The following is a 22,026-nucleotide window of genomic DNA, read 5'->3' as shown; positions in this document are numbered from 1 at the left end:
ACATGTTAAAATCATACCGAGCTAAGCTCATTAGTTTTTCATTAGTACTTGTTTTTGTTTTATCTGGTTGTAGTACTGCAGGCACAATAGATTCACATAGTACGGGAATTTGGAACCATTATTTCGTATATCCAATCTCGTATATGATTCAATTTGTTGCTCATCATATACCTGGAGCTAGCTTCGGGATTGCTATCATTATCATGACGCTCGTTATTCGTTCAGCAATGATTCCATTAGCTGTTTCACAATATCGTAGCCAAGCGAAAATGAAAAAAATGCAACCTGAATTGCAGAAGTTAAAGAAAAAATATGGTGATGTAAGCAAAGATCTTGAAAAACAAAAGCAGTATCAAAAAGAAATGTCAGAACTAATGAAATCAGGCGGTTGGAATCCACTTGCTGGTTGCTGGCCAATCTTTATACAAATGCCAATTTTCTCTGCTTTGTATTATGCGATTAGCCGAACGGAAGAGATTCGCACATCTTCATTTTTATGGGTGAACTTAGGACATGCAGATCCATATCATATATTACCGATTATTGCAGCGTTAACGACATTTATTCAAATGAAGGTATTTCAATCAAATATGGCGTCTGGTGAGCAAGGGCAAATGATGAAAGTACAGCAAATTATGATGCCGGCCATGATTCTATTTATGGGATTTGCGGCACCATCAGGTCTTGTACTGTACTGGATCACAGGTAACTTATTTACAATGACGCAAACAATTGTATTAAGAAAAATAATGGAACGTGAAGAAGTACAATTACAAAATGCATAGAGAAACACCGCTCATCACGAGCGGTGTTTTTTTATTTAAATCGTTAAGGGAATTTTAAGAAACCAACATTACTATGGGTATTGTATACGAAAGTGTACATGCTTTAGAAATATGAAGGAGGAAATTTCCTATGAAGAAGAAAACAGTTGGGTATTTAGCAATTGCGGGTGCTTTATCATTTGGAATTATAGGAGGAGTGGGTGTCCCAGCATTTGCGGCAACAAATACTCCAGCAGCAGATCAGCCTACAAAAACGGTGAAAAAGAACTTAGATGACGCTACGAAACAAAAAGTGAAAACAATTATGGATGATACAAAGAAACAGTTAGAGGAACTAGGTGTAAAGCTTCCGGAGAAAGAAAAACGTAAAGATATGTTTGCAGGATTAGATGAGCAGGCGAAAGAAAAGGCGAAGTCAATTTTAGAACAAGAGAAGTCTGGGAAATTAACACGTGAGCAAGCCAAAGAGGAATTAACAAAATTAGGTGTGAAGTTCCCAGAAAAGGGTAAATACAAAGATATGTTTGCAGGATTAGATGAGCAGGTGAAAGAAAAGGCGAAGTCAATTTTAGAGCAAGAGAAATCAGGAAAGCTCACGCGTGAACAAGTGCAAGAGGAATTAACGAAACTAGGTGTGAAATTGCCGGAGAAGGGTAAACACAAGGATATGTTTGCAGGATTAGACGAGCAGGCAAAAGAAAAAGCGAAGTCGATCTTAGAGCAAGAAAAGTCCGGGAAATTAACACGTGAGCAAGCCAAAGAGGAATTAACAAAACTAGGTGTGAAACTTCTAGAAAAAGCGAAGCATGAAGACATCTTTGCGGGATTAGACGATCAGACGAAAGAAAAAGCGAAAGCCATTCTAGAAAATGAAAAGAAACAATTAGAGGAATTGAATGTGGATCTTCCGCATCAAAAATTTTTCATGAAAAAAGAAGATAAGTAATTGAGTTATGTATCTTTCGTGGGGCAATCGGAAGATACGTATGTGAGGGGGCTGTCCTTGAAACAGCCTCCTTTTATTATTGTCGTTTTCGATGGGGGGATAGGTATATTTCGGAAACCGTTGATATACTTTTTTTACAATCATATTGCTTCGAAGGTATAAGGGAATTAGAGAAGTATTGTATCTTCTGTTATAATATAAGAAGAGAAAAATTTCTGATGTTATATAAAAAATATATTGATTTTTTCTAACAATTCAATATAATGTAAAATAACTACAAAATTCGACATCAAGAAGTGATGATGAGGACATGATCAATTTTTTACGATTCTCAGAGAGGGAAGTCTTTGGCTGTGAGCTTCCTAATACGGAAAAATGGATTACCACCTCTGAACTGCAGCAGTGAACGGATACCTAGTAATTGCTTGCCGGCAAAAACCGTTATGTAGACTTGAGAAATTGGTGAAGTGTGCAACTTTACGAATTGAAACAAGGGTGGAACCACGAATACAACACTCGTCCCTTTTTTAGGGAGGAGTGTTTTTTTATTTCATTTTTGCATCACACTAGAATTGGAAGGAGGATACGCAGCATGCATCATGATGAGAAGAACAAAATTGGTTTAACAGTTGCACTTTCTATCGTAGTAGGAACTATTATTGGATCTGGTGTGTTTATGAAACCAGGGAGCGTATTAGATTACTCAGGGAGTTCTAATATGGCTATTCTTGCTTGGGTAATTGGTGGTCTGTTGACGCTAGCAAGTGGTTTAACAGTAGCTGAAATCGGAGCGCAAATCCCAAAAAATGGTGGGTTATATACGTATTTAGAGGAGATTTACGGAAGTTTTTGGGGGTATTTATCAGGCTGGATGCAAACAATTGTTTATGGACCAGCTATTATTGGAACGTTAGGTTTGTATTTTAGTTCTTTAATGATTAATTTTTTCTCTTTAGATAAAGTATGGAATTTACCAATCGCGATTGGGACAGTTGTGTTCCTAGGCGTTGTAAATAGTATGGGAACAAAGTATGGAGGTATCGTCCAAACGGTTACGACGGTTGGGAAGATGATTCCGATCGTTTTAATTGTTGTGTTAGGTTTTTGGAAAGGGAATAGTGATATCTTTAACGTAGTTGTACCGATATCAGAAAATCAAAGTATCGGGATGGCAATTTTAGCAACGTTATTTGCTTATGACGGCTGGATTCTACTTGCTTCTATTGGTGGAGAAATGAAGAATCCAACAAAGTTATTACCGAAAGCAATGACAGTTGGGATTTTAATTGTAACGGCTGCTTACGTATTAATTAATTTGGCGTTACTGAATGTATTACCAGCAACACAAATTGTAGATCTTGGTGAAAATGCAACAGCGACAGCTGCGGGCATGCTACTTGGAGAATATGGCGGGAAAATTATTAGTATTGGTATTATTATTTCTATTTTCGGTTGTTTAAACGGAAAGATTTTAACGTTCCCACGTATTCCAATGTCAATGGCAGAGCGTGGACAGCTTCCATTTGCTAAGTTTATTGCAAAAGAAAATTCGAGATTTAAAACACCAGCAAATGCGATTACTGTTGAAATCATTTTAGGAATTATTTTAATGCTTATTAGTGATCCGAATAAGCTATCTGAGATTTCCGTATTCATCATTTATATTTTCTATGTAATGACGTTTATTGGTGTCTTCATTTTAAGAAAACGTAATAAAAATAAAGAACGTGCGTATAGTGTACCGTTATTCCCAATTGTACCAATCGTTGCGATTTTAGGTTCGTTCTTTGTAATCGGTAGTGCGATTATTAACGATCCAGTAAGTTGCTTCTTATCGATTGGAATTGTATTTACGGGGCTTCCGGTGTATTGGTATTTGAATAAGAAAAATAAAAGTGAAGTGTCATGATTGAAAGGTAGGCGTATAATACGCCTACCTTTTTTGCTGTGAAAAAATTGTACTTGTATTCACTTTCTATTTTGGTTACTNNAGTAACCAAAATAGAAAGTGTGGGGAAAGACTTGAATTTTCGTGTGTATATTTTAGCTATTGCGGCTTTTGTAGTCGGAACGGTTGAGCTAATTATAGGAGGAACGCTCGATTTAGTGGCCAATGATTTAGGTGTATCAATTAGTGCGGCTGGTCAGCTTATCACAATATTTTCGGTAGTATTTGCTTTGTCAGGTCCAGTTTTATTAGCAGTAACAGGGAAGGTTGAAAGAAAAACATTATATATTGGGGCATTATCGATTTTCTTAATTGGAAATATTATTTCAGCGTTTAGTTTGAATTATGGAATGTTAATGTTCTCAAGGGTTATTTGTGCGGCGAGTGGATCGCTTATTATTGCACTATCTGTAACACTTGCTTCTAGTGTAGTAGAACCGCATTTTCGTGCGCGTGCGATAGGAATTATTTTTATGGGAATTAGTGGATCACTTGTACTTGGAGTACCGTTAGGTCTTGTGTTAGGAAATGCATACGGATGGCGTGCGCCGTTTGTATTAATTTCGATTTTAACAGTTATGGCGATCGCTTGTATTTCATTATTTTTAACGAAAGTACCAGCGACGTCGGTGTTATCAATAAGAGAACAAATTGCTACGTTAAAAGATAAGAAAATTGTAAGTGCACAGTTAACGTCATTCTTATTTTTAACAGGTCATTTAACACTATATGCATATTTAACACCTTTCTTAAAAGATGTGATGCATGTTGAAGCGAATTGGATTAGTGTGTTTTACTTCATTTTCGGAATCGCAGCAGTAATTGGAGGCGGCTTCGGAGGCTGGCTTGCTGATAAATGGGGATCGAAGAAAAGTATTATTTCCATCATTATCGTATTTGCATGTGCAATCTTTATGTTACCAATGATGACATTCTCATTCCCGCTTTTCATTATGATGATGGGGCTTTGGAGTATGCTGAGCTGGGCTATTTCACCAGCACAGCAAAACTATTTAATTGAAATTGCACCGGAATCAGCTGGTATTCAGCAAGGTTTAAATAACTCCGCTCTTCACTTAGGAATTGCGCTCGGTTCAACAGTAGGCGGAGTTGTTATTGAAAAATCATCTGTTATATATAACGCTTGGGTAGGCGGCGGCTTTATTATATTAGCATTGCTTTGTGCGATTTTCTCGATTACGAGAGGGCGCTCTACTCAGTTTGCGAAAGAAGAATCTATCGTTTGATAGGTTCTTTTTTGTTTGTAAAAAATTGCAGGGGTTAGGAGAGATATGGAGAAAGGGGTATATAGCGAGGTGATAGTATATGGAGTATTCAATTATTGGTTTTATATTCACGGTACTTCCGTTATTTGTGGTTATTTTTGTTCTTAGATGGATTCGTTTTATCTATCAAAATTCTGAGAAACAAGTGGAGCAAAATGAGAAGATTATTGAGCTGTTGATGGAGATAAAGGAGCAAAAAAAATCGTGAAATGACCTAATCATTCGAGTGCAAACTTTACAAAACAGACACATCCTTTTGTAGCGCTTTCTGTTATATTTAGGAAGATTATAGTTTCATATAGGAGGGCCACAAATGGGTTTATTTGATATGTTTAAAGGTGACAAAACTCGTACAGAAAATGGGATGGAACCACACTTTGCATTTGCTACATCTTTACTTTACATGATGGGTGCAGATGGAGAATATGATAATGAGGAATTAGGACAATTATTATCTGTTTTAGGTGGTAAAAATAAAGGCGGCAAGATTTATGTAGGTGGAAATAACGATGACCTACTTGAGAAGGCGATTAAGTATGTTCGTAAAAATAGTGTAGATACATTTTTAAGAGAAGCAGCACCATCTCTTACAGATGCACAAAAAATGTGTATTCTTGTTAACTTAATTGATTCATCTCTTTCTGATGGAGAGGCTGAACGTGAAGAGCAAGTAATGTTCGGGAAGTTTTTACAAGCCTTTGACATTTCAGAGGAGCGATTTAAGCCATTCTTTGAAGTAATTGTATTAAAAAATGACCGTTCTGTATTTACAAATCAAAATCATCCGAAAAACAAACTACATAAAGTTGAATTAGCGAAATCATAAAAAATAGCTGTATCAAAAGAGTATATAAAACTCCTTTTGGTACAGCTATTTTTGTGTGAGGAATTCCTTTTGGGATGTGTTAATATCTCAATTTCATCAACAAACTTTTAATTTCCTCATCTTCCATAAAGAGATCATGGTGTTTTTGAGTAATCTTTGCAAGTGCAACATCATGATAGAAGAATTCTGTAAAGAACTTCACGAAAGGTTGTGACATTGTTTTCATCGCTTGCCATGATTCTTGCTCTACACCAGCGAATAAAATTTCGCGGTCGTCTACGATAAGGAGTAAATAACGCTCTAGTGCGTTAGGTTCTTCAGTTGGAATTAGAAAATGCATATTTTCTAATTCTGTTTCTACGTTTCCGACTATGAGGGATTCAATCAAGACACCTTGTTTTGCTTTTTGTTCTAATAATGGAAGATATTCTAAAAGCGTATCATTCCAAGCTGAAATACGAATCGATTCTGTTGCACTTTCTATGAGTTCTTTACTTTGAACTCGAATAGAAGATTGCATCTTTAGGCTCCATACACGGTCATCTGTAAATGATTTTTTCGATATATTCGTTTCCAATTCTTGAATGTTTGATTGGAATTCTGTCGTTAATTTTTCAATTGCTAGCTTGAGTGGCAATGCTGTATACAACTTTTTCTTTTCTGAAACAGAATCCATTACCATTCCTTTATCGATTAGGCGCGCTAGCACTTCATATATTTTTGCTTTTGGAACACCAGAGTGCTTCACAATTGTCGTAGCATCTAACGGTTCATTGCTTGATACGACAACTTCATAAGCTTGGCTTTCATATTGTGAGAAACCGAATTTTTGTAACATAGTTCCCTCCGAACAAATGTGATTATCCCGCTATTTGCGGGCAGTAAGATGCCCACCTCAAAATTCGGCTGGAGCAAAGAAGTTGGGGGGGAGCCCTGCTGCCCGTAAATGCCCGATTGGTGAAGGCTAATAATCAGTGGGGGTGAATAAAATCCCACTGATTAAAGTTTCACTTTATATAGCTTAAGGATAATGAACTATTTGTTTTTGCACAAGTGGTAGTAAGTTTTTTCATCAGATAGAGATGAGAATTAATTTCAATTTTTTAATATTATCTATTATACTTAATATATTGATTAACGTAATTAAAATACAACGAGAAGGGGACGCTTGGGGGAAGATGTTGAGAAGTTTCTGGTGCAATGGATGATGTAAGCGGGGGAGCATCTACTCTTGCTAATAGTGTAGATGAAGTTTCAGCACAACTTGAGAACATGGCGCAGTCAGTGGAACAAATGAATAGCTCCATGGAAAGTTTGACAGAGCATATGAACGATTTAGAAAGACTGGTTGAGCAGTTTAAAGTAGAGGAATAACATATTATTAAAATGATAAAGATTTTGGTAAAATAGACAATGGATATATAAGAAGTGAATATAGGAGGCAAGTTACTATGGCAATTGTTGACGTATCGATTATTCCAGTAGGAACAGGTAATCCAAGTGTTAGTGAGTATGTAGCAGAAGTACAAAAGGTGCTAGAGAAAAATGCAGATCGCGTGAAGTATCAATTAACACCGATGAACACAATTATTGAAGGAGATCTTCCTGTCATTCTAGAAGTTATTCAACAAATGCATGAAGTGCCATATACGAAAGGTGCACAGCGTGTTGCGACAACGATTCGTATCGATGATCGCCGTGATAAAGTAAGCACAATGGAGAAGAAATTAAACTCTGTTCGATCAAAATTATAAGAAAAAGCAGCGATGTTCGCTGCTTTTTTCATATAGGAGGTAGATAAGATGAGTGAAAAGTTTAACGAACAATTTGATGGGTTGTTAGAGAAATACACGGAACTATTACTGGGAGAAAGCAATGAAGAGCGAAAAGAGCAGGTGCAGAAGTGGGCACTGTATTCTTACATTGCGAAGACGATGCCAGCTTTAGTGAAGCATTGGAATGAGACGTATCCTGATGCAAAAGAAGAGATGGTACAGCTAATTACGAATATTAAAAAGCTGAATGAAGAGAAGCGAAATGAGCAGTGAGAAAACCTTGAGGTAATGTTACCTCAGGGTTTTTTTATTAATATCCTTATATAATTTACATGGAATATAAAGGGTTTTATAGGCATGTCGAATATTTTTGGCATGCCTATTTTGTACCTAGTAAACCCGTTTTTTCTAAATGTCGAAAAATATTTCCTTCATATTTACAAGCGAGAATATAAGGTTTTAAATGTTTTTATAGTATTTTATAAATTATCTAAATAATTATTTGTATCAAATAATTTTAAAGAATGATATAATTTTGAAGAGGGGTAAAAAACAGATAAAGTACAGTCATAGGGGTGAATTACATGGAACAATTAATGCGAAATTCGTTTCTTTTCTTATCTAAAAATAAAGCGCTAACAAAACTGGCTAAAAAGTACGGTTTGCGCTTTGGTGCAGGTCGCTTCGTCGCAGGGGAGACGATTGAATTAGCGACAGCTGCTATTCAACAATTAAACAAGCAAGGTCTTTGTGTAACGATCGATTATTTAGGGGAATTCGTTGATAATGAAGCAGAAGCAAATGAAATGGCTAACCAATCGATTGAAGCGATCCGTGCAATTGGAAGAGAAGGTCTTGATTCGCAGCTTTCTTTAAAAATGACTTCTATGGGATTAGATATCTCTGATGAAATCGTAATGAACAATATGCGCCGTATTTTAGAAGCTGCAAAAGAAAATGGTGTGTTTGTTACCATTGATATGGAAGACTATACACGTTGCGGAAAAACAATTGATATCTTTAAACAATTAAAATCTGAATACGATAATATTGGTACTGTTATTCAAGCTTACCTATATCGTACAGAAAAAGATATTGAGGACTTAAACTCTTATAATCCTAATTTACGTCTTGTAAAAGGGGCTTATAAAGAACCTGAAGAAGTGGCGTTCCCGGACAAGAAAGATGTAGATGACAATTATAAAAAGATTATTAAAATGCACTTATTAAATGGAAATTATACTGCAATTGCTTCACATGACGAAGCGATTATTGAATATACAAAAAAACTTGCCGAAGAACACAATATTTCAAGAGATCAATTTGAATTCCAAATGTTATTTGGTATTCGTACAGAGCGTCAACTTGAGCTAGTAAAAGAAGGCTACAAAATGCGTGTTTACGTGCCGTACGGAAACGACTGGTATGGATATTTCATGCGCCGTCTAGCAGAGCGTCCAGCAAACGTTGCGTTCGTATTAAAAGGTATGATCAAAAAATAACCAAGGAGACTAGCTCCTTGGTTATTTTAATTGTTGAAATGCGTAATGTGCCATTTTCTTCGTATCAGGATATAGTTGCGTGCGAGTAGAGGATAATACGACGTTAATGACGCGTTTCCCATCTTTTTCATCCACTGTTACGACCGTATATTTTCCGAGTGTCGATAGACCGCTTTTACTTCCGATCGCATATGGATCATTATATAGTTCTTCTCGTCCATAGTTTGCGATTTTGGGAGAGCGTTCTGAAGTATGTAGAGTTGTACGCGTTGAATTCATATATTCTAAAACAACTGGGTACTTTAATGCTTCTTTCGTAATAATAGCAATGTCATATGGTGATACTTTATTTCCGAGTGCATCAGCACCACTTGCGTTTTTGAAAGTCGCATGCTTTGTACCAAGTTCCTTCGCTCTAGCATTCATCATTTTCACAAACTCATTTTTTGATCCTGCGATATGTTCTGCAATAGATTCGGCAACTGGGTCTGCACTAATGATAAGCATAAGTTTTAATGCCTCATCACGTTTTAATTTTTCACCCGCGTGAAGCTTAATCTTCTTACTTTGACTTTCTGTTTTAATCGCGTTTTCTGTAATTGTAATTTCTTCATCTTCTTTTACATTCTCTAGTAAGAGAAGCGTTGTCATCATTTTGGCTATACTAGCCGGATAAGAGCGTTCATCTTCGCGTTTCCCATACAAAATTTCACCTGTGTCTGCATCGATTGTAATTCCGTATTGCCCTGTAATAGTAGGCTGATCCGCTCTTACAGCTTGTTGCCTTTGTGCATAAGAGAAGAAAATCACCCCTGTAAATAGTGTAGCAATCATTACAATCATAACTATTGTTCGTTTCATTATAATTCCCTCATTTGTTACAAATAAATTGGGCAGAAAAAGCAGCCATTACCCATTATGCCACGTTCTCTGCCCAAAAATATAGCGTTATTTTTCGCCCATATTATGCTTTTTATATTGTTGATTATTACCTTGACGGCCTTTTTCTACACCGTGATTATGCGGACCTGCATTTCCAGTTACGCTTGCTGCGCTAATTCCAGCCTTTGAAGGGTTCTTCTTAAGTTTTGCCATATATATTCCTCCAGTTTCGTCAGATTATAAAAAGGAAAAGTGTATTTGAATGAAGAAAATACATATATAGCATAGCCAAATGAAAGAAATATATTTATTTCAGAAAATTTTATCAATAAATATATTGCGAAAATTTAAACAATAACATATATTTATTAGTAGAGGCTCATTCATTGATTGCGACTTATGTCGAAAAATTGAATGAGCATTCATTCAAGAATAGGGGGAGAATTGGATGTTCCAAATTAAAAAGGCTGCTGTTCTAGGTTCAGGCGTAATGGGTTCAGGAATTGCGGCACACTTAGCTAATATTGGTATTCCGACATTATTGCTTGATATTGTACCACCTGCGCTTACGAAAGAAGAGGAAGCGAAGGGACTTACATTAGAACATAAAAGTGTGAGAAATCGTTTTAGTAATACGGCTGTGCAAAAACTATTAAAGCAAAAACCAGCTCCTCTGACAGTGAAAGGAAATTTAACACTGATTGAAGCAGGTAACTTAGAAGATGATCTTGAGCGTCTAGCTGATGTAGATTGGATTATTGAAGTAGTAGTTGAAAACTTAGATATTAAAAAGAAATTATTTGAAAAAGTAGATGCTGTTCGTAAACCGGGTTCTATTGTAAGCTCGAATACGTCAGGCATTTCAGTTGAAAAAATGGCAGAAGGTCGTTCAGACGACTTCCAGAAACACTTCTTAGGCACACACTTTTTTAACCCACCACGATATTTAAAACTTCTAGAGGTAATACCGACGAAAGAAACAGATCCACAAGTATTAAGCTTCATGAAACTATTTGGCGAAGACGTTCTTGGAAAAGGCGTTGTTATCGCAAAAGATACACCAAACTTTATTGGAAACCGCATTGGTACGTACGGTTTACTTGTAACTCTTCAAGAGATGATAAAACGCGGCTACAGCATTGGGGAAGTTGATTCTGTAACAGGTCCACTTATTGGTCGTCCGAAGAGCGCAACGTTCCGTACATTAGATGTTGTCGGTTTAGATACATTCGTACACGTTGCAAATAACGTATACGAAAACGTACAAGAAGAAGAGCGTGAAGTGTTTAAAGTACCAGCTTTCATGCATGACATGCTTGATAAAAAGTGGCTTGGAAGTAAAACAGGTCAAGGCTTCTTCTTAAAACAAGGAAAAGAAATTTTAGAATTAAATCCTGAAACGATGGAATACGAAGCACGCAAAAAATTAAAAGCTGCATCTATCGAATTAAGTAAACAAGAAAAAGGTTTATCGAATAAATTGAAAGCGCTTGTATACGCGAAAGACCGCGCAGGAGAGTTGTTATGGAACATCATTACACCAACTCTTTTATACTCTGCAAAGCTTCATAAAGAAATTGCTGACGATATCGTTGCAATTGACCAAGCGATGAAGTGGGGCTTCGGCTGGGAACAAGGACCATTTGAAGTTTGGGATGCAATCGGCGTTGAAAAATCTGTTCAAAAGATGGAAGAAAACGGCGCAGTTATTCCTACTTGGGTGAAAGAAATGCTAGAGAAAGGTTTCACTACTTTCTATAAACACGATAACGGTGATAGCTACTATTACGATAATGGCGAATATAAGTTAATCGAACGTAATAAAAAAGCAATTTCTCTTAAACAATTAAAAGCGAAAAACGGCGTATTAAAGAAAAATAGCGGCGCGAGCTTAATTGATTTAGGCGACGGCATCCTTTGCTTAGAGTTCCATTCGAAGAGCAATGCAATCGGTATGGATATTACGCAAATGATTAACTACGCTGTTGATGAAGTAGAAAAGAATTATAAAGGTCTTGTTATCGGTAACCAATCGAAGAACTTCTGCGTTGGTGCGAACCTTGCAATGATCTTAATGGAAGCACAAGACGACAACTACTTTGAAATTGAGTTGGTTGTGAAAAACTTCCAGGATGCAATGACGAAAATTAAGTATTCTTCTAAGCCAGTTGTAGCAGCGCCTTATGGTATGACGCTTGGCGGAGGTACAGAAGTATGTTTACCAGCTGCTAGCATTCAAGCTTCTAGTGAAACGTATATGGGCTTAGTAGAAGTTGGTGTTGGCTTAATCCCTGGCGGAGGCGGTAACAAAGAGTTATACATTAAACACTTAAATAAAATGGCAAACGGTGTAGAGTTTGATCTGCAAAAAGTTGCAAATAAAGTGTTCGAAACAGTAGCAATGGCAAAAGTTTCAACTTCAGGACAAGAAGCAATTTCTCATAACTTCTTAGGTGATAAAGACGGTATTAGTGTGAATGGCGATCACTTACTATACGATGCGAAACAGAAAGCACTTGCTTTATATGAAGCTGGTTATAAAGCGCCGATCCGTAAAAAGGTTCCGGTTGTTGGTGAAACAGGATATGCAACTCTTGCACTTGGTGCAGAAGCAATGCATTTATCTGGTTACATTTCAGAGCACGATCTTCACATTGCGAAGAAACTTGCATATGTCATTGCGGGCGGAAAAGTGCCGTACGGAACAGAAGTTGATGAGCAGTATTTATTAGATGTAGAACGTGAAGCATTTATTAGCTTAGTAAGTGAGATGAAATCACAAGCAAGAATGCAGCACATGCTTGTAAAAGGAAAGCCATTACGTAACTAATAACGAGGGGAGATATCGTTCATGAGAGAAGCTGTCATTGTTGCGGGAGCAAGAACACCAATTGGAAAAGCAAAGAGGGGTTCATTAAAAACAGTTCGTCCTGACGATCTAGGGGCGTTAGTAGTAAAGGAAACGTTAAAGCGTGCGAATTATGAAGGACCAATCGATGATTTAATCTTCGGTTGTGCAATGCCAGAAGCAGAGCAAGGGTTAAACATGGCTCGTAATATCGGCGGATTAGCAGGACTTTCTTACGATGTGCCAGCTATTACAATTAACCGTTACTGTTCTTCAGGTTTACAAAGTATCGCTTACGGAGCAGAGCGTATTATGCTTGGTCACTCTGAAGCTGTATTATCGGGCGGAGCGGAATCAATGAGTTTAGTTCCAATGATGGGACACGTTGTTCGTCCGAATAGTCGCCTTGTAGAAGCGGCTCCAGAATATTATATGGGTATGGGACATACAGCAGAGCAAGTTGCTGTGAAATATGGAATTTCTCGTGAAGAGCAAGATGCATTTGCAGTAAGAAGTCATCAACGTGCAGCAAAAGCATTAGCTGCAGGAAACTTTGCTGATGAAACAGTATCTGTAGATGTAACGTTACGTACTGTTGGATCAAACAACAAACTGCAAGAAGAAACAATCATTTTCGCACAAGACGAAGGTGTAAGAGCAGAAACGACGCTAGACATTTTAGGTAAATTACGTCCAGCATTTAACGTTCGCGGTTCGGTAACAGCTGGTAACTCTTCACAAATGAGTGATGGCGCAGCATCTGTACTATTAATGGACCGTGAAAAAGCAGTGAGTGATGGCATGAAACCACTTGCGAAATTCCGTTCATTTGCAGTAGCTGGCGTACCACCAGAAGTAATGGGTATCGGTCCAATCGCTGCAATTCCAAAAGCGTTAAAACTAGCGGGGTTAGAGCTATCTGATATCGGCCTATTCGAACTAAATGAAGCATTTGCTTCTCAATCAATCCAAGTTATTCGCGAGCTTGGTTTAGACGAAGATAAAGTAAACGTAAACGGCGGTGCAATCGCACTTGGACATCCACTTGGCTGTACAGGAGCAAAACTAACACTATCTCTTATTCACGAAATGAAACGTCGCAATGAGCAATTCGGTATCGTAACAATGTGTATCGGCGGCGGAATGGGAGCAGCGGGAGTATTTGAATTACTATAAAAAAAGTGGAAGCGGCTTGCTCAGAACAGGAGGACGTTGGAAGCCCTGACGAAGAGGCGCTTTTTGCCTCACAGGAAGGGATGAAACGACCGACTGTTCTAGCCGCTGGAACTGGATTATGAAAAAAAGGTGGAAGCGGCTCGTTCAGAATGTGAGGGGGATGGAGCTTCAGACGTAGAGGCGCTTTTTGCCTCACAGGAAGGGATGAAACGACCGACTGTTCTAGCCGCTGGAACTGGATTAGATAAAAAGTGCAGGTGGCTTGCTCAGAACGTGACGCCGCCAATACAAAGAATGGAAGCAACAAAGGTTTATAAAAAATAAAATTGAGAGCCAGCTTCTTTCAAAATGAGAGAAGCGGCTCATGAAAATATGGAGGAGGAAATTTTCATGGAAAAAATAGTAGGAAGTGCGGTTAAAGGCGGTAGCTTTTTAGTTGATGAGATTACGATTGATCAAGTGTTTACGCCAGAAGATTTTTCATCTGAGCATAAAATGATTGCAAAAACGACAGAGGACTTTATCGTAAATGAAGTTCTTCCAGAGCTTGAATATTTAGAGCAACACGAATTTGATCGTTCTGTTCGTCTTTTAAAAGAAGCTGGGGAACTTGGTTTATTAGGCGCTGACGTACCAGAAGAGTACGGCGGAATTGGCCTTGATAAAGTAAGTTCAGCGTTAATCGCAGAGAAATTCTCTCGCGCTGGTGGTTTTGCAATTACTCACGGTGCTCACGTAGGTATCGGATCTTTACCAATCGTATTATTCGGTAACGAAGAGCAAAAGAAAAAATATTTACCATTACTTGCAACTGGTGAAAAATTAGCTGCATACGCATTAACAGAGCCAGGTTCAGGTTCTGACGCGTTAGGTGCAAAAACAACTGCACGTTTAAATGCAGAAGGTACACATTACGTATTAAACGGTGAAAAACAATGGATTACAAACTCTGCTTTCGCTGACGTATTTGTTGTATATGCAAAAATAGACGGTGAGCACTTCTCAGCATTTATCGTAGAGAAAGAATATGCTGGTGTATCTACAAGCCCAGAAGAGAAGAAAATGGGTATTAAATGTTCTTCAACTCGTACGTTGATTTTAGAAGATGCGTTAGTACCGAAAGAAAACTTACTTGGTGAAATCGGTAAAGGTCATATTATCGCGTTCAACATTTTAAATATCGGCCGTTATAAATTAGGTGTTGGTACAGTTGGATCTGCGAAACGTGCAGTAGAAATTTCAGCACAATATGCAAACCAACGTCAACAGTTCAAACAACCAATCGCTCGCTTCCCATTAATTCAAGAGAAACTTGCGAATATGGCAGCAAAAACATATGCAGCTGAAAGCTCTGTATACCGTACAGTAGGTTTATTTGAAAGCCGTATGAGCACATTATCTGAAGAGGAAGTAAAAGACGGTAAAGCAGTAGCAGCTTCTATCGCTGAATATGCAATCGAGTGCTCTTTAAATAAAGTATTCGGTTCTGAAGTATTAGATTATACAGTAGATGAAGGTGTTCAAATCCACGGTGGTTACGGATTTATGGCAGAGTACGAGATTGAAAGAATGTACCGCGACTCTCGTATTAACCGTATTTTCGAAGGAACGAACGAAATTAATCGCCTAATCGTACCTGGTACGTTCTTACGTAAAGCGATGAAAGGTGAATTACCACTTCTTCAAAAAGCACAAAAATTACAAGAAGAGTTAATGATGATGATGCCAGAAGAAGTAGGCGATGAGCCATTAGCACTTCAAAAATATTTAGTAAGTAACGCGAAGAAAATCGGCTTAATGGTAGCTGGATTGGCTGCTCAAAAATACGGTAAAGCATTAGATAAAGAGCAAGAAATTCTTGTGAATATTGCTGACATCGTAAGCAACTTATATGCAATGGAATCAGCTGTTCTTCGTACAGAAAAAGCAATTAAAACGACTGGTCTTGAAAAGAATAAACAAAAAGTGTTATACACTGAAGTATTCTGCCAAGAAGCATTCAACGAAATCGAAGCAGATGCGAAAGAAACACTTATCGCAGTTGAAAATGGCGACATGCTGCGCATGATGTTATCATCATTACGTAAATTAACTCGCCACACACCACTTAACGTAATTCCGAAGAAACGTGAAATCGCTGCGAAAATTTTAGAAGAAGAGCGTTATACAGTTTAATAGATGAAAGAGAACCAGTAGCCTTTTGGCTGCTGGTTTTTTGTTGGTGGATTCTTGAAGAGAGCTGTATTACATATGTATGTGTAAACAGCTTTTTGTGATGGAGGTAAAGGGAATGCAGTTAATAAGAGTAGAAACAGTTCATCAAATCGCATTTTTACCGCGTCTATTTCCGATTAACTGTTACTTTGTCGAAGAAGAATCGGGATTAACTTTAATTGATGCAGCGTTACCATTTTGTGCAAAGAAAATTTTAGAATCGGCTCGAAAAATAGGAAAACCGATTACGAATATCGTGATTACCCATGCGCATGATGACCATATTGGAGCGCTAGACGCTATAAAACAAGAGCTGCCGGATATTCCGGTCTATATTTCTAAAAGAGATGCTTGTTTACTTGAAGGAGATTTGTCACTGCAACTAGGGGAACCGGGCACAGAGGTGAAAGTAGGGGTGTCAAAACAGATAAATACGGTTCCAGATATTCTTCTTCAAGAAGGAGATAGAATTGGTTCACTTGTAGCGATTGCGACTCCAGGTCATACACCAGGTTCGATGTCATTTTTAGATACGAGAAATGATGCACTCATTGTAGGAGATGCATTTCAAACGAGAGGAGGCGTGGCGGTAGCAGGACAAATAAAGTGGTTGTTTCCGTTTCCTGTGTTTGGCACTTGGGATGCAGAAGTTTCGTTAACAAGTGCTCAAAAATTGCTGGAATATAAGCCAGCTATATTGGCGACAGGGCATGGGAAGATGATGAAAGAGCCGTTCGTGCACATGCAACGGGCGATTGAAGAGGCAAAGCAGAATTTAAGTAGAAAGAGCCTCNNGAGGCTCTTTCTACTTAAATAATATTATTTAGCAGGCTTTAGAAATGTATATATTGCTAAGAAAAAATTGAAAAACGTAAATACGAAAGGGTCGTGGCTTGACTCAGAATCATAAGCTTCTTGGCTTTTTGTAAGAAATTCGTGGATTTTCATGAGTATTGCTCCTTTATTATGTAGAATTTATAAAAGGGAGTTTTTTAAAACTACCGCTTACTAATAGAGCTGCATTAATAAATAATAAGAAAAATGTAGTGTTCTGATTTTTATAATTGTTCAGTGCTATAAATAGAAAATAAATGAGAAATATCATGTGTAAAGGTATAGAGGTGGATAGTGGTTTTAAAGTTAATACATCAATGATCGCATAAGCGATGAAGAAGATGACTTTAAATGTTCTTTACGTAGGCACACCTTCTTAATATGTTGTATCTGTGAATTATAAAGTTAAGGATGTATTTTTAATATTTGTATTTTTCTGTAATTATAACATTTTTTTGTCTATATAAATAGATGTTGTTGATTTTAGTATGAAATGAATTTAAGAATGATTTTTAATGAATACGATTTAAAAAGAGCCAAATACTAATGACGAATGAACAAAGAAAGGTAGGAGTATCCTATGCAAAATTTAACAGAACTTGAAGTAGAAAATTTACGTCATTTAATTGGTGGACACGCAACAATTATTAACAAGTTAGAACAGTATGCACAGGCTTGTACAGATCCGCAGCTAAAGCAAATGCTACAAAAAGATGCACAAGATGCAAGAAATACGAAACAACAATTAATGACTTTCTTAGGATAGGAGGAAGCGAAAGATGAATGAAAAAGATATGGTAAATGATTATTTAGCAGGATTAAATGCAAGTTTAACGAGTTATGCAAATTATATTTCTCAGTCTGATAATGAACAATTACATCAAACGTTAATTCAAATTCGTAATCAGGATGAGATGCGCCAACGTAATATGTATGAGTACGCAAAGCAAAAAAGTTATTATAAGCCGGCATCACCTGCGAATCCGATGATTGTGCAGCAATTGAAAGGTCAATTAAGTGCGGAATAATCGGATGAAAAAAAACGGGCGAATGAAGTCGCTCGTTTTTTTGTTTTGTACATGTCAATAAATACATAATAAATATTTTTCCGGTTGTAACAAATATGACGAAAATTAAATATAACAATTCACAGAAAGGACAAAAACTTTGCTCGATATTTCACAAAGTATCCATGGTTTCTATTGTGGGAATCTCTATAATTAGGAGTGTAAAGAACAAAAGAACTAGATTACTATGATCAATTAGGAGAGATTGCTATGAAAAGAAATACAAGAAAAATTGCAATTATCGGTACTGGATTAGTGGGATCAAGTTGTGCGTATTCCATTGTAAATCAAGGGATTTGCGAAGAACTATTATTAATTGATATAAATCATGAACGTGCAGTTGGGGAAGCGATGGATTTATCGCATTGCATTAACTTTACAAATACAAGAACAAAAGTATATGCAGGAAACTATGAAGACTGCAAAGATATGGACATTGTCATTATTACAGCAGGACCAGCACCAAAGCCTGGACAAAGTCGTTTAGATACTTTAGGAGCAAGCGCGAAAATTATGGAAAGTATTGTTGGCGGCGTCATGGAAAGCGGATTTGATGGTATTTTCTTACTCGCATCGAACCCGGTTGATATTATTACATATCAAGTGTGGAAATTATCTGGATTACCTAGAAATCGTGTGATTGGTACAGGTACATCATTAGATTCTTCTCGCTTAAGAACAATTTTATCTGAAATGTTACATGTAGACCCTCGTAGCATTCATGGATATTCATTAGGAGAGCATGGAGATTCTCAAATGGTTGCTTGGTCACATGTAACTGTTGGAGGAAAGCCAATTCTACAAATTTTAGAAGAGCAAAAAGAACGTTTCGGTGAAATAGATTTAGATGAAATTGTTGAGAAGACTGCAAAAGCTGGATGGGAAATTTATAAACGAAAAGGCACTACTTATTATGGAATCGGAAATTCTCTAGCATATATTGCGAGCTCAATCTTTAATGATGACCATCGCGTAATTGCTGTATCAGCTATTTTAGATGGTGAGTATGGTGAATATGACATTTGTACAGGAGTGCCAGCTATTATTACTAGAGATGGTATGAAAGAAGTTGTACAACTAAATTTAACTGAGGAAGAAGAAGCTCGATTCGCAAAATCAAACGATATTTTACGCGATTATATGAAAACAATTGGTTACTAACTTATAGGAGAAGGTGAAACAAATGAAGGAATATATAATGTCTCGTGTATTTAAAGCATCTGCTGGAATCGCGCAAGGTATTTTCGTATCCCTTGGAATTGGTTTACTAATCGAAAATATAGGAAGAATTGTTGATATTCCATTACTTATTACAATCGGAGTTGTTGCAAAATCACTTATGGCACCAGCCATTGGAGCCGGGATTGCTTTTATGCTCGGTGCAAACGGTCTTGTCATCTTTTCAGCGATGGTAGCTGGAGCGATTGGTGCCGGATCCATTTCAATGACTGAAGCTGGTCTCATCATAAAAACAGGTGAACCAATCGGTGCCTTATTAACAGCAACTTTAGCAGTTTATATTGGTAAACGTTTAAGCGGAAAAACTGCTTTAGATATGATGCTCGTTCCATTTGCAGCAATATTAGGTTCTGGTGTAGTCGGTATTTGGTTAGCACAAAATATTAGCCCGGTTTTAAATGCAGTTGGAGCATTCATTAAAGATAGCTCAGCTGGTAGCCCATTCATCGCTTCTGTCGTCATTGCAGTGGTTTGGGGACTGTTACTTATATCTCCAGCTTCATCAGCTGCGTTAGCGATAGCACTTAGCTTAGATGGTGTTGCAGGTGGTGCTGCTCTTGCAGGATGTGTTGCTCAGTTTATCGGATTCGCTGTCATCTCAGCGAAAGAAAATAATTTAGGCGGCATATTAGCTCAGGCCCTTTGTACTCCGAAAGTACAGTTGCCGAACATTACTAAAAATCCAATGATTCTCGTCCCAACTGTCGTCGCCAGCGCCATAGTCGGCCCAGTATCGGCACTCATTTTCCAGCTAGAAGCAGGAAAAGAAATTGCAGGTCTTGGATTAAGTTCTCTTATCGCACCAATTAATTTAATTTCCAGCCAAGGATGGGAAGTTGTCCCAGCGATGATAATCACTTATGTCATCATTCCAGTAGCTGTTTCTTATATGCTTTACAGCGCTCTTAAAAAATCAGGTCGTATTCATTCTGGTGATATGACTGTACCGCAATCTTAAATTGAAAATCTCCTTATTAATAGATAAAAGCAGACTGAAGAAGCCACAGTCTGCTTTTTTGTTGCGTTACATTTTATGATTTTGTTTTACTGGAACCCTTATTGGTTCTTTTGCTAACAATAGCTGAACACCGAAGTATAGTATGCTTGCCAGCGTCATTCCAGAAACGGCATCTATAAATGCATGTTGCTTCGTAAATAGCGTTGATAAAATGATAAGTGTACCGAAGAAAGTAAGAATGTAATATTCAAAAGCGTGCTGTTCTCTACGTTTAAAGGCAGCTAACATAATCACAAATGTAGTAAGGACGTGAATGCTTGGGAAACAGTTTACCGGTTGATCGATACTATAAATATAGCGGACTAGTTCGGAAAATACGTCTGTTCCAACGACGGTTGGACGAGGTACTGTTGTTTGCCAAAAATAATAAATAGAAAAACAAGCAAGTTTGCCAAGAATGACACTGCTTAAAGTAACGTAATATTGCTTTCGATCAGCAAAACAATAATAAATAAGTGTACCGTATAAGTATGGGAACCAAAGTAAATAAGGAATAATAAATGCTTTTACAAATGGAATCCACTCATCTACTACTGTTGTGACGTCTACTGCGTGGACAGATGATTTATTTAATACATCGTAAAGGGGACTTACGAGTACGAGTAGAAGTATATAACTTAACGGAAGAAAAGATGAAAGTTTAAATTTCTTCATGACAATCTCCTATGTTTTTTAGTAATGTAAGTAAATTCAATTGATTATAATATAGAAAATTCAATTGGGCTATTGATTTCACTTACATTTTCTTGAATTAACCTTACATTTTTGTCACTTGACTAAAAAGAAGAGGAGGGTGCTAAATGAAGCGTTTATCGTATTTCTTAGTTTTTATATTGTTATGCCTAGTCGGTGCGGGGTGTGCAAAGAATAACGAAGGAGAGAAATTAGAATATAACGGGAGAGCACTCGTAATTGGAGTTGTTGGAGAAGAGCCGAAAGACACGTTTAGAAATGTAAAGTTTGAGAAAATTAAGTTAGAGGACCTGGAAAAGAAATCTAAGAAAGTAGACGGGTTTCTAATAATGAAAGATCACTTTCAAGAAGCCTCAACAGAGCAGTATAAAGATGTATTTTCATCGCTAAAGAAACCAGTGTTTTTTATCGGTTTACAAGATAAATCATATTCACTTTTTATTACAAAAGGTATAGAGTATAACAGCGCAAAAAAAGATGTAAATGCTATGTATACGCAAGGTTTTGCGAATATCGGAAGTGGTGAAGGGCAGCAATGGGCAGTTGGTTTATCAAATGGTGGAAATACAGAAGAAAGTATTCACAACATGTATATCGTAGTGTTTCAAACAATTGCAGACTATTTGAATAGATCATGAGAAGCCTTTATATAGGGGCTTCTTCTTTTATTTAAATATGTTTGATAAGAACGTAAGGCTTCATTTTGAAAGTGAATGTGAAGGAGTATGGAATTAATCAAACGTTTGTTTAAGATGTATGTTCGGTAGAAAGGAATCAATGCAGTTCAAAGGAAACAAAGGAAAATAGGGAATTAATCAAACGTTTGTTTAAGATGTATGTTTGGTAAGAAAGGATCAACGCAGTTCAAAGGGAATGAAGGAAACTAGGAAACTAATCAAACGTTTGTTTAAGATATATGTTCGGTTTAATGTGAGGAGAATCTAAAAAAATATATATTTATTTTTTTTCTTAACAAATGGCGGAAAA

At 37.1% G+C, this 22,026-nt stretch carries 24 protein-coding genes and 1 other annotated feature; of the genes, 20 read left to right on the top strand and 4 right to left on the bottom strand.

Annotation, left to right across the window (positions count from 1 at the left end):
• Window positions 1-2 precede the first annotated feature (2 nt).
• The 6 genes from COE49_RS09120 (at window position 3) to COE49_RS09095 (ending at window position 5,791) form a co-directional block, all read left to right on the top strand.
• Window positions 3-785 (top strand): membrane protein insertase YidC, encoded by a 783-nt coding sequence (locus COE49_RS09120; protein WP_088232095.1) that lies wholly within the window; start codon window positions 3-5, stop codon window positions 783-785.
• A gap of 130 nt (window positions 786-915) precedes the next feature.
• Entirely contained in the window at window positions 916-1,731 is an 816-nt protein-coding gene (locus COE49_RS09115; RefSeq protein WP_098945869.1) for a hypothetical protein, read from the top strand.
• Window positions 1,732-2,021: 290 nt separating this feature from the next.
• Window positions 2,022-2,258: a binding site (T-box leader), on the top strand.
• A 65-nt stretch (window positions 2,259-2,323) separates the two neighbouring features.
• On the top strand, window positions 2,324-3,640 hold the full coding sequence (locus COE49_RS09110; protein ID WP_088232097.1) for an APC family permease: 1,317 nt from the start codon (window positions 2,324-2,326) through the stop codon (window positions 3,638-3,640).
• Window positions 3,641-3,741: 101 nt separating this feature from the next.
• Window positions 3,742-4,926: an MFS transporter gene (locus tag COE49_RS09105; protein WP_141524817.1), complete on the top strand. Its 1,185-nt coding sequence runs from the start codon at window positions 3,742-3,744 to the stop codon at window positions 4,924-4,926.
• A 79-nt stretch (window positions 4,927-5,005) separates the two neighbouring features.
• The gene (locus COE49_RS27580) at window positions 5,006-5,173 is read left to right on the top strand and encodes a hypothetical protein (RefSeq protein ID WP_088232099.1); all 168 of its coding nucleotides are present in this window, start codon (window positions 5,006-5,008) and stop codon (window positions 5,171-5,173) included.
• A 105-nt stretch (window positions 5,174-5,278) separates the two neighbouring features.
• Window positions 5,279-5,791 (top strand): tellurite resistance TerB family protein, encoded by a 513-nt coding sequence (locus tag COE49_RS09095; RefSeq protein WP_088232100.1) that lies wholly within the window; start codon window positions 5,279-5,281, stop codon window positions 5,789-5,791.
• A 79-nt stretch (window positions 5,792-5,870) separates the two neighbouring features.
• On the opposite strand, the gene COE49_RS09090 is transcribed toward COE49_RS09095, so the two are convergent.
• Window positions 5,871-6,629: a TrmB family transcriptional regulator gene (locus tag COE49_RS09090; protein WP_088232101.1), complete on the bottom strand. Its 759-nt coding sequence runs from the start codon at window positions 6,627-6,629 to the stop codon at window positions 5,871-5,873.
• A gap of 362 nt (window positions 6,630-6,991) precedes the next feature.
• On the opposite strand from COE49_RS09090, the gene COE49_RS27275 reads away from it, so the two are divergent.
• From COE49_RS27275 to COE49_RS09075, 4 genes are all read left to right on the top strand, one after another.
• A complete protein-coding gene (locus COE49_RS27275; RefSeq protein ID WP_140417446.1) occupies window positions 6,992-7,165 on the top strand; it encodes a V-type ATPase 116kDa subunit family protein in 174 nt (57 codons plus the stop codon).
• 77 nt (window positions 7,166-7,242) lie between these two features.
• The gene (locus COE49_RS09085) at window positions 7,243-7,545 is read left to right on the top strand and encodes an MTH1187 family thiamine-binding protein (RefSeq protein ID WP_001018860.1); all 303 of its coding nucleotides are present in this window, start codon (window positions 7,243-7,245) and stop codon (window positions 7,543-7,545) included.
• Between the two features lie 48 nt (window positions 7,546-7,593).
• Window positions 7,594-7,839 carry a YusU family protein gene (locus COE49_RS09080; protein ID WP_001290597.1) on the top strand — a complete coding sequence of 82 codons (246 nt, stop codon included), beginning with the start codon at window positions 7,594-7,596 and terminating at the stop codon, window positions 7,837-7,839.
• A 311-nt stretch (window positions 7,840-8,150) separates the two neighbouring features.
• Window positions 8,151-9,068 (top strand): proline dehydrogenase family protein, encoded by a 918-nt coding sequence (locus COE49_RS09075; protein WP_088232103.1) that lies wholly within the window; start codon window positions 8,151-8,153, stop codon window positions 9,066-9,068.
• 21 nt (window positions 9,069-9,089) lie between these two features.
• Here the strand turns inward: COE49_RS09075 and COE49_RS09070 are convergent, their stop codons facing one another.
• Both COE49_RS09070 and COE49_RS09065 read right to left on the bottom strand, forming a co-directional pair.
• Window positions 9,090-9,929: a D-alanyl-D-alanine carboxypeptidase family protein gene (locus COE49_RS09070; protein WP_088232104.1), complete on the bottom strand. Its 840-nt coding sequence runs from the start codon at window positions 9,927-9,929 to the stop codon at window positions 9,090-9,092.
• 87 nt (window positions 9,930-10,016) lie between these two features.
• Window positions 10,017-10,163, bottom strand: a complete 147-nt coding sequence (locus tag COE49_RS09065) for a YuzL family protein (protein WP_001096344.1) — start codon at window positions 10,161-10,163, stop codon at window positions 10,017-10,019.
• Window positions 10,164-10,398: 235 nt separating this feature from the next.
• On the opposite strand from COE49_RS09065, the gene COE49_RS09055 reads away from it, so the two are divergent.
• The 9 genes from COE49_RS09055 (at window position 10,399) to COE49_RS09005 (ending at window position 20,286) form a co-directional block, all read left to right on the top strand.
• Window positions 10,399-12,780: a 3-hydroxyacyl-CoA dehydrogenase/enoyl-CoA hydratase family protein gene (locus tag COE49_RS09055; RefSeq protein WP_088232105.1), complete on the top strand. Its 2,382-nt coding sequence runs from the start codon at window positions 10,399-10,401 to the stop codon at window positions 12,778-12,780.
• Between the two features lie 21 nt (window positions 12,781-12,801).
• The gene (locus COE49_RS09050; RefSeq protein WP_088232106.1) at window positions 12,802-13,974 is read left to right on the top strand and encodes an acetyl-CoA C-acetyltransferase; all 1,173 of its coding nucleotides are present in this window, start codon (window positions 12,802-12,804) and stop codon (window positions 13,972-13,974) included.
• 129 nt (window positions 13,975-14,103) lie between these two features.
• The gene (locus tag COE49_RS27270) at window positions 14,104-14,298 is read left to right on the top strand and encodes a hypothetical protein (RefSeq protein ID WP_140417447.1); all 195 of its coding nucleotides are present in this window, start codon (window positions 14,104-14,106) and stop codon (window positions 14,296-14,298) included.
• 66 nt (window positions 14,299-14,364) lie between these two features.
• Window positions 14,365-16,149: an acyl-CoA dehydrogenase family protein gene (locus COE49_RS09035; RefSeq protein ID WP_088232107.1), complete on the top strand. Its 1,785-nt coding sequence runs from the start codon at window positions 14,365-14,367 to the stop codon at window positions 16,147-16,149.
• Between the two features lie 115 nt (window positions 16,150-16,264).
• Window positions 16,265-17,005, top strand: a complete 741-nt coding sequence (locus tag COE49_RS09030; RefSeq protein ID WP_098253520.1) for an MBL fold metallo-hydrolase — start codon at window positions 16,265-16,267, stop codon at window positions 17,003-17,005.
• 597 nt (window positions 17,006-17,602) lie between these two features.
• Window positions 17,603-17,788 carry a hypothetical protein gene (locus COE49_RS09020; protein ID WP_001180552.1) on the top strand — a complete coding sequence of 62 codons (186 nt, stop codon included), beginning with the start codon at window positions 17,603-17,605 and terminating at the stop codon, window positions 17,786-17,788.
• A 13-nt stretch (window positions 17,789-17,801) separates the two neighbouring features.
• On the top strand, window positions 17,802-18,050 hold the full coding sequence (locus tag COE49_RS09015) for a spore coat protein (RefSeq protein ID WP_088232110.1): 249 nt from the start codon (window positions 17,802-17,804) through the stop codon (window positions 18,048-18,050).
• A 249-nt stretch (window positions 18,051-18,299) separates the two neighbouring features.
• Window positions 18,300-19,250, top strand: coding sequence for an L-lactate dehydrogenase (locus COE49_RS09010; RefSeq protein WP_088232111.1), 951 nt, complete (start codon window positions 18,300-18,302; stop codon window positions 19,248-19,250).
• A 22-nt stretch (window positions 19,251-19,272) separates the two neighbouring features.
• Complete coding sequence (locus COE49_RS09005) at window positions 19,273-20,286, top strand: PTS sugar transporter subunit IIC (RefSeq protein WP_088232112.1); 1,014 nt, start codon at window positions 19,273-19,275, stop codon at window positions 20,284-20,286.
• Window positions 20,287-20,352: 66 nt separating this feature from the next.
• Here the strand turns inward: COE49_RS09005 and COE49_RS09000 are convergent, their stop codons facing one another.
• Entirely contained in the window at window positions 20,353-21,000 is a 648-nt protein-coding gene (locus tag COE49_RS09000) for a phosphatase PAP2 family protein (protein ID WP_088232113.1), read from the bottom strand.
• A gap of 146 nt (window positions 21,001-21,146) precedes the next feature.
• On the opposite strand from COE49_RS09000, the gene COE49_RS08995 reads away from it, so the two are divergent.
• Window positions 21,147-21,677 carry a type 1 periplasmic-binding domain-containing protein gene (locus COE49_RS08995; protein WP_088232114.1) on the top strand — a complete coding sequence of 177 codons (531 nt, stop codon included), beginning with the start codon at window positions 21,147-21,149 and terminating at the stop codon, window positions 21,675-21,677.
• Window positions 21,678-22,026 lie beyond the last annotated feature (349 nt).

This window comes from Bacillus sp. AFS029637 (assembly GCF_002584985.1).
In the GTDB taxonomy this organism is placed as follows: domain Bacteria; phylum Bacillota; class Bacilli; order Bacillales; family Bacillaceae_G; genus Bacillus_A.
Note: the sequence above shows the minus strand (reverse complement) of the source record. Positions and strands in the feature narration are given on the sequence as shown.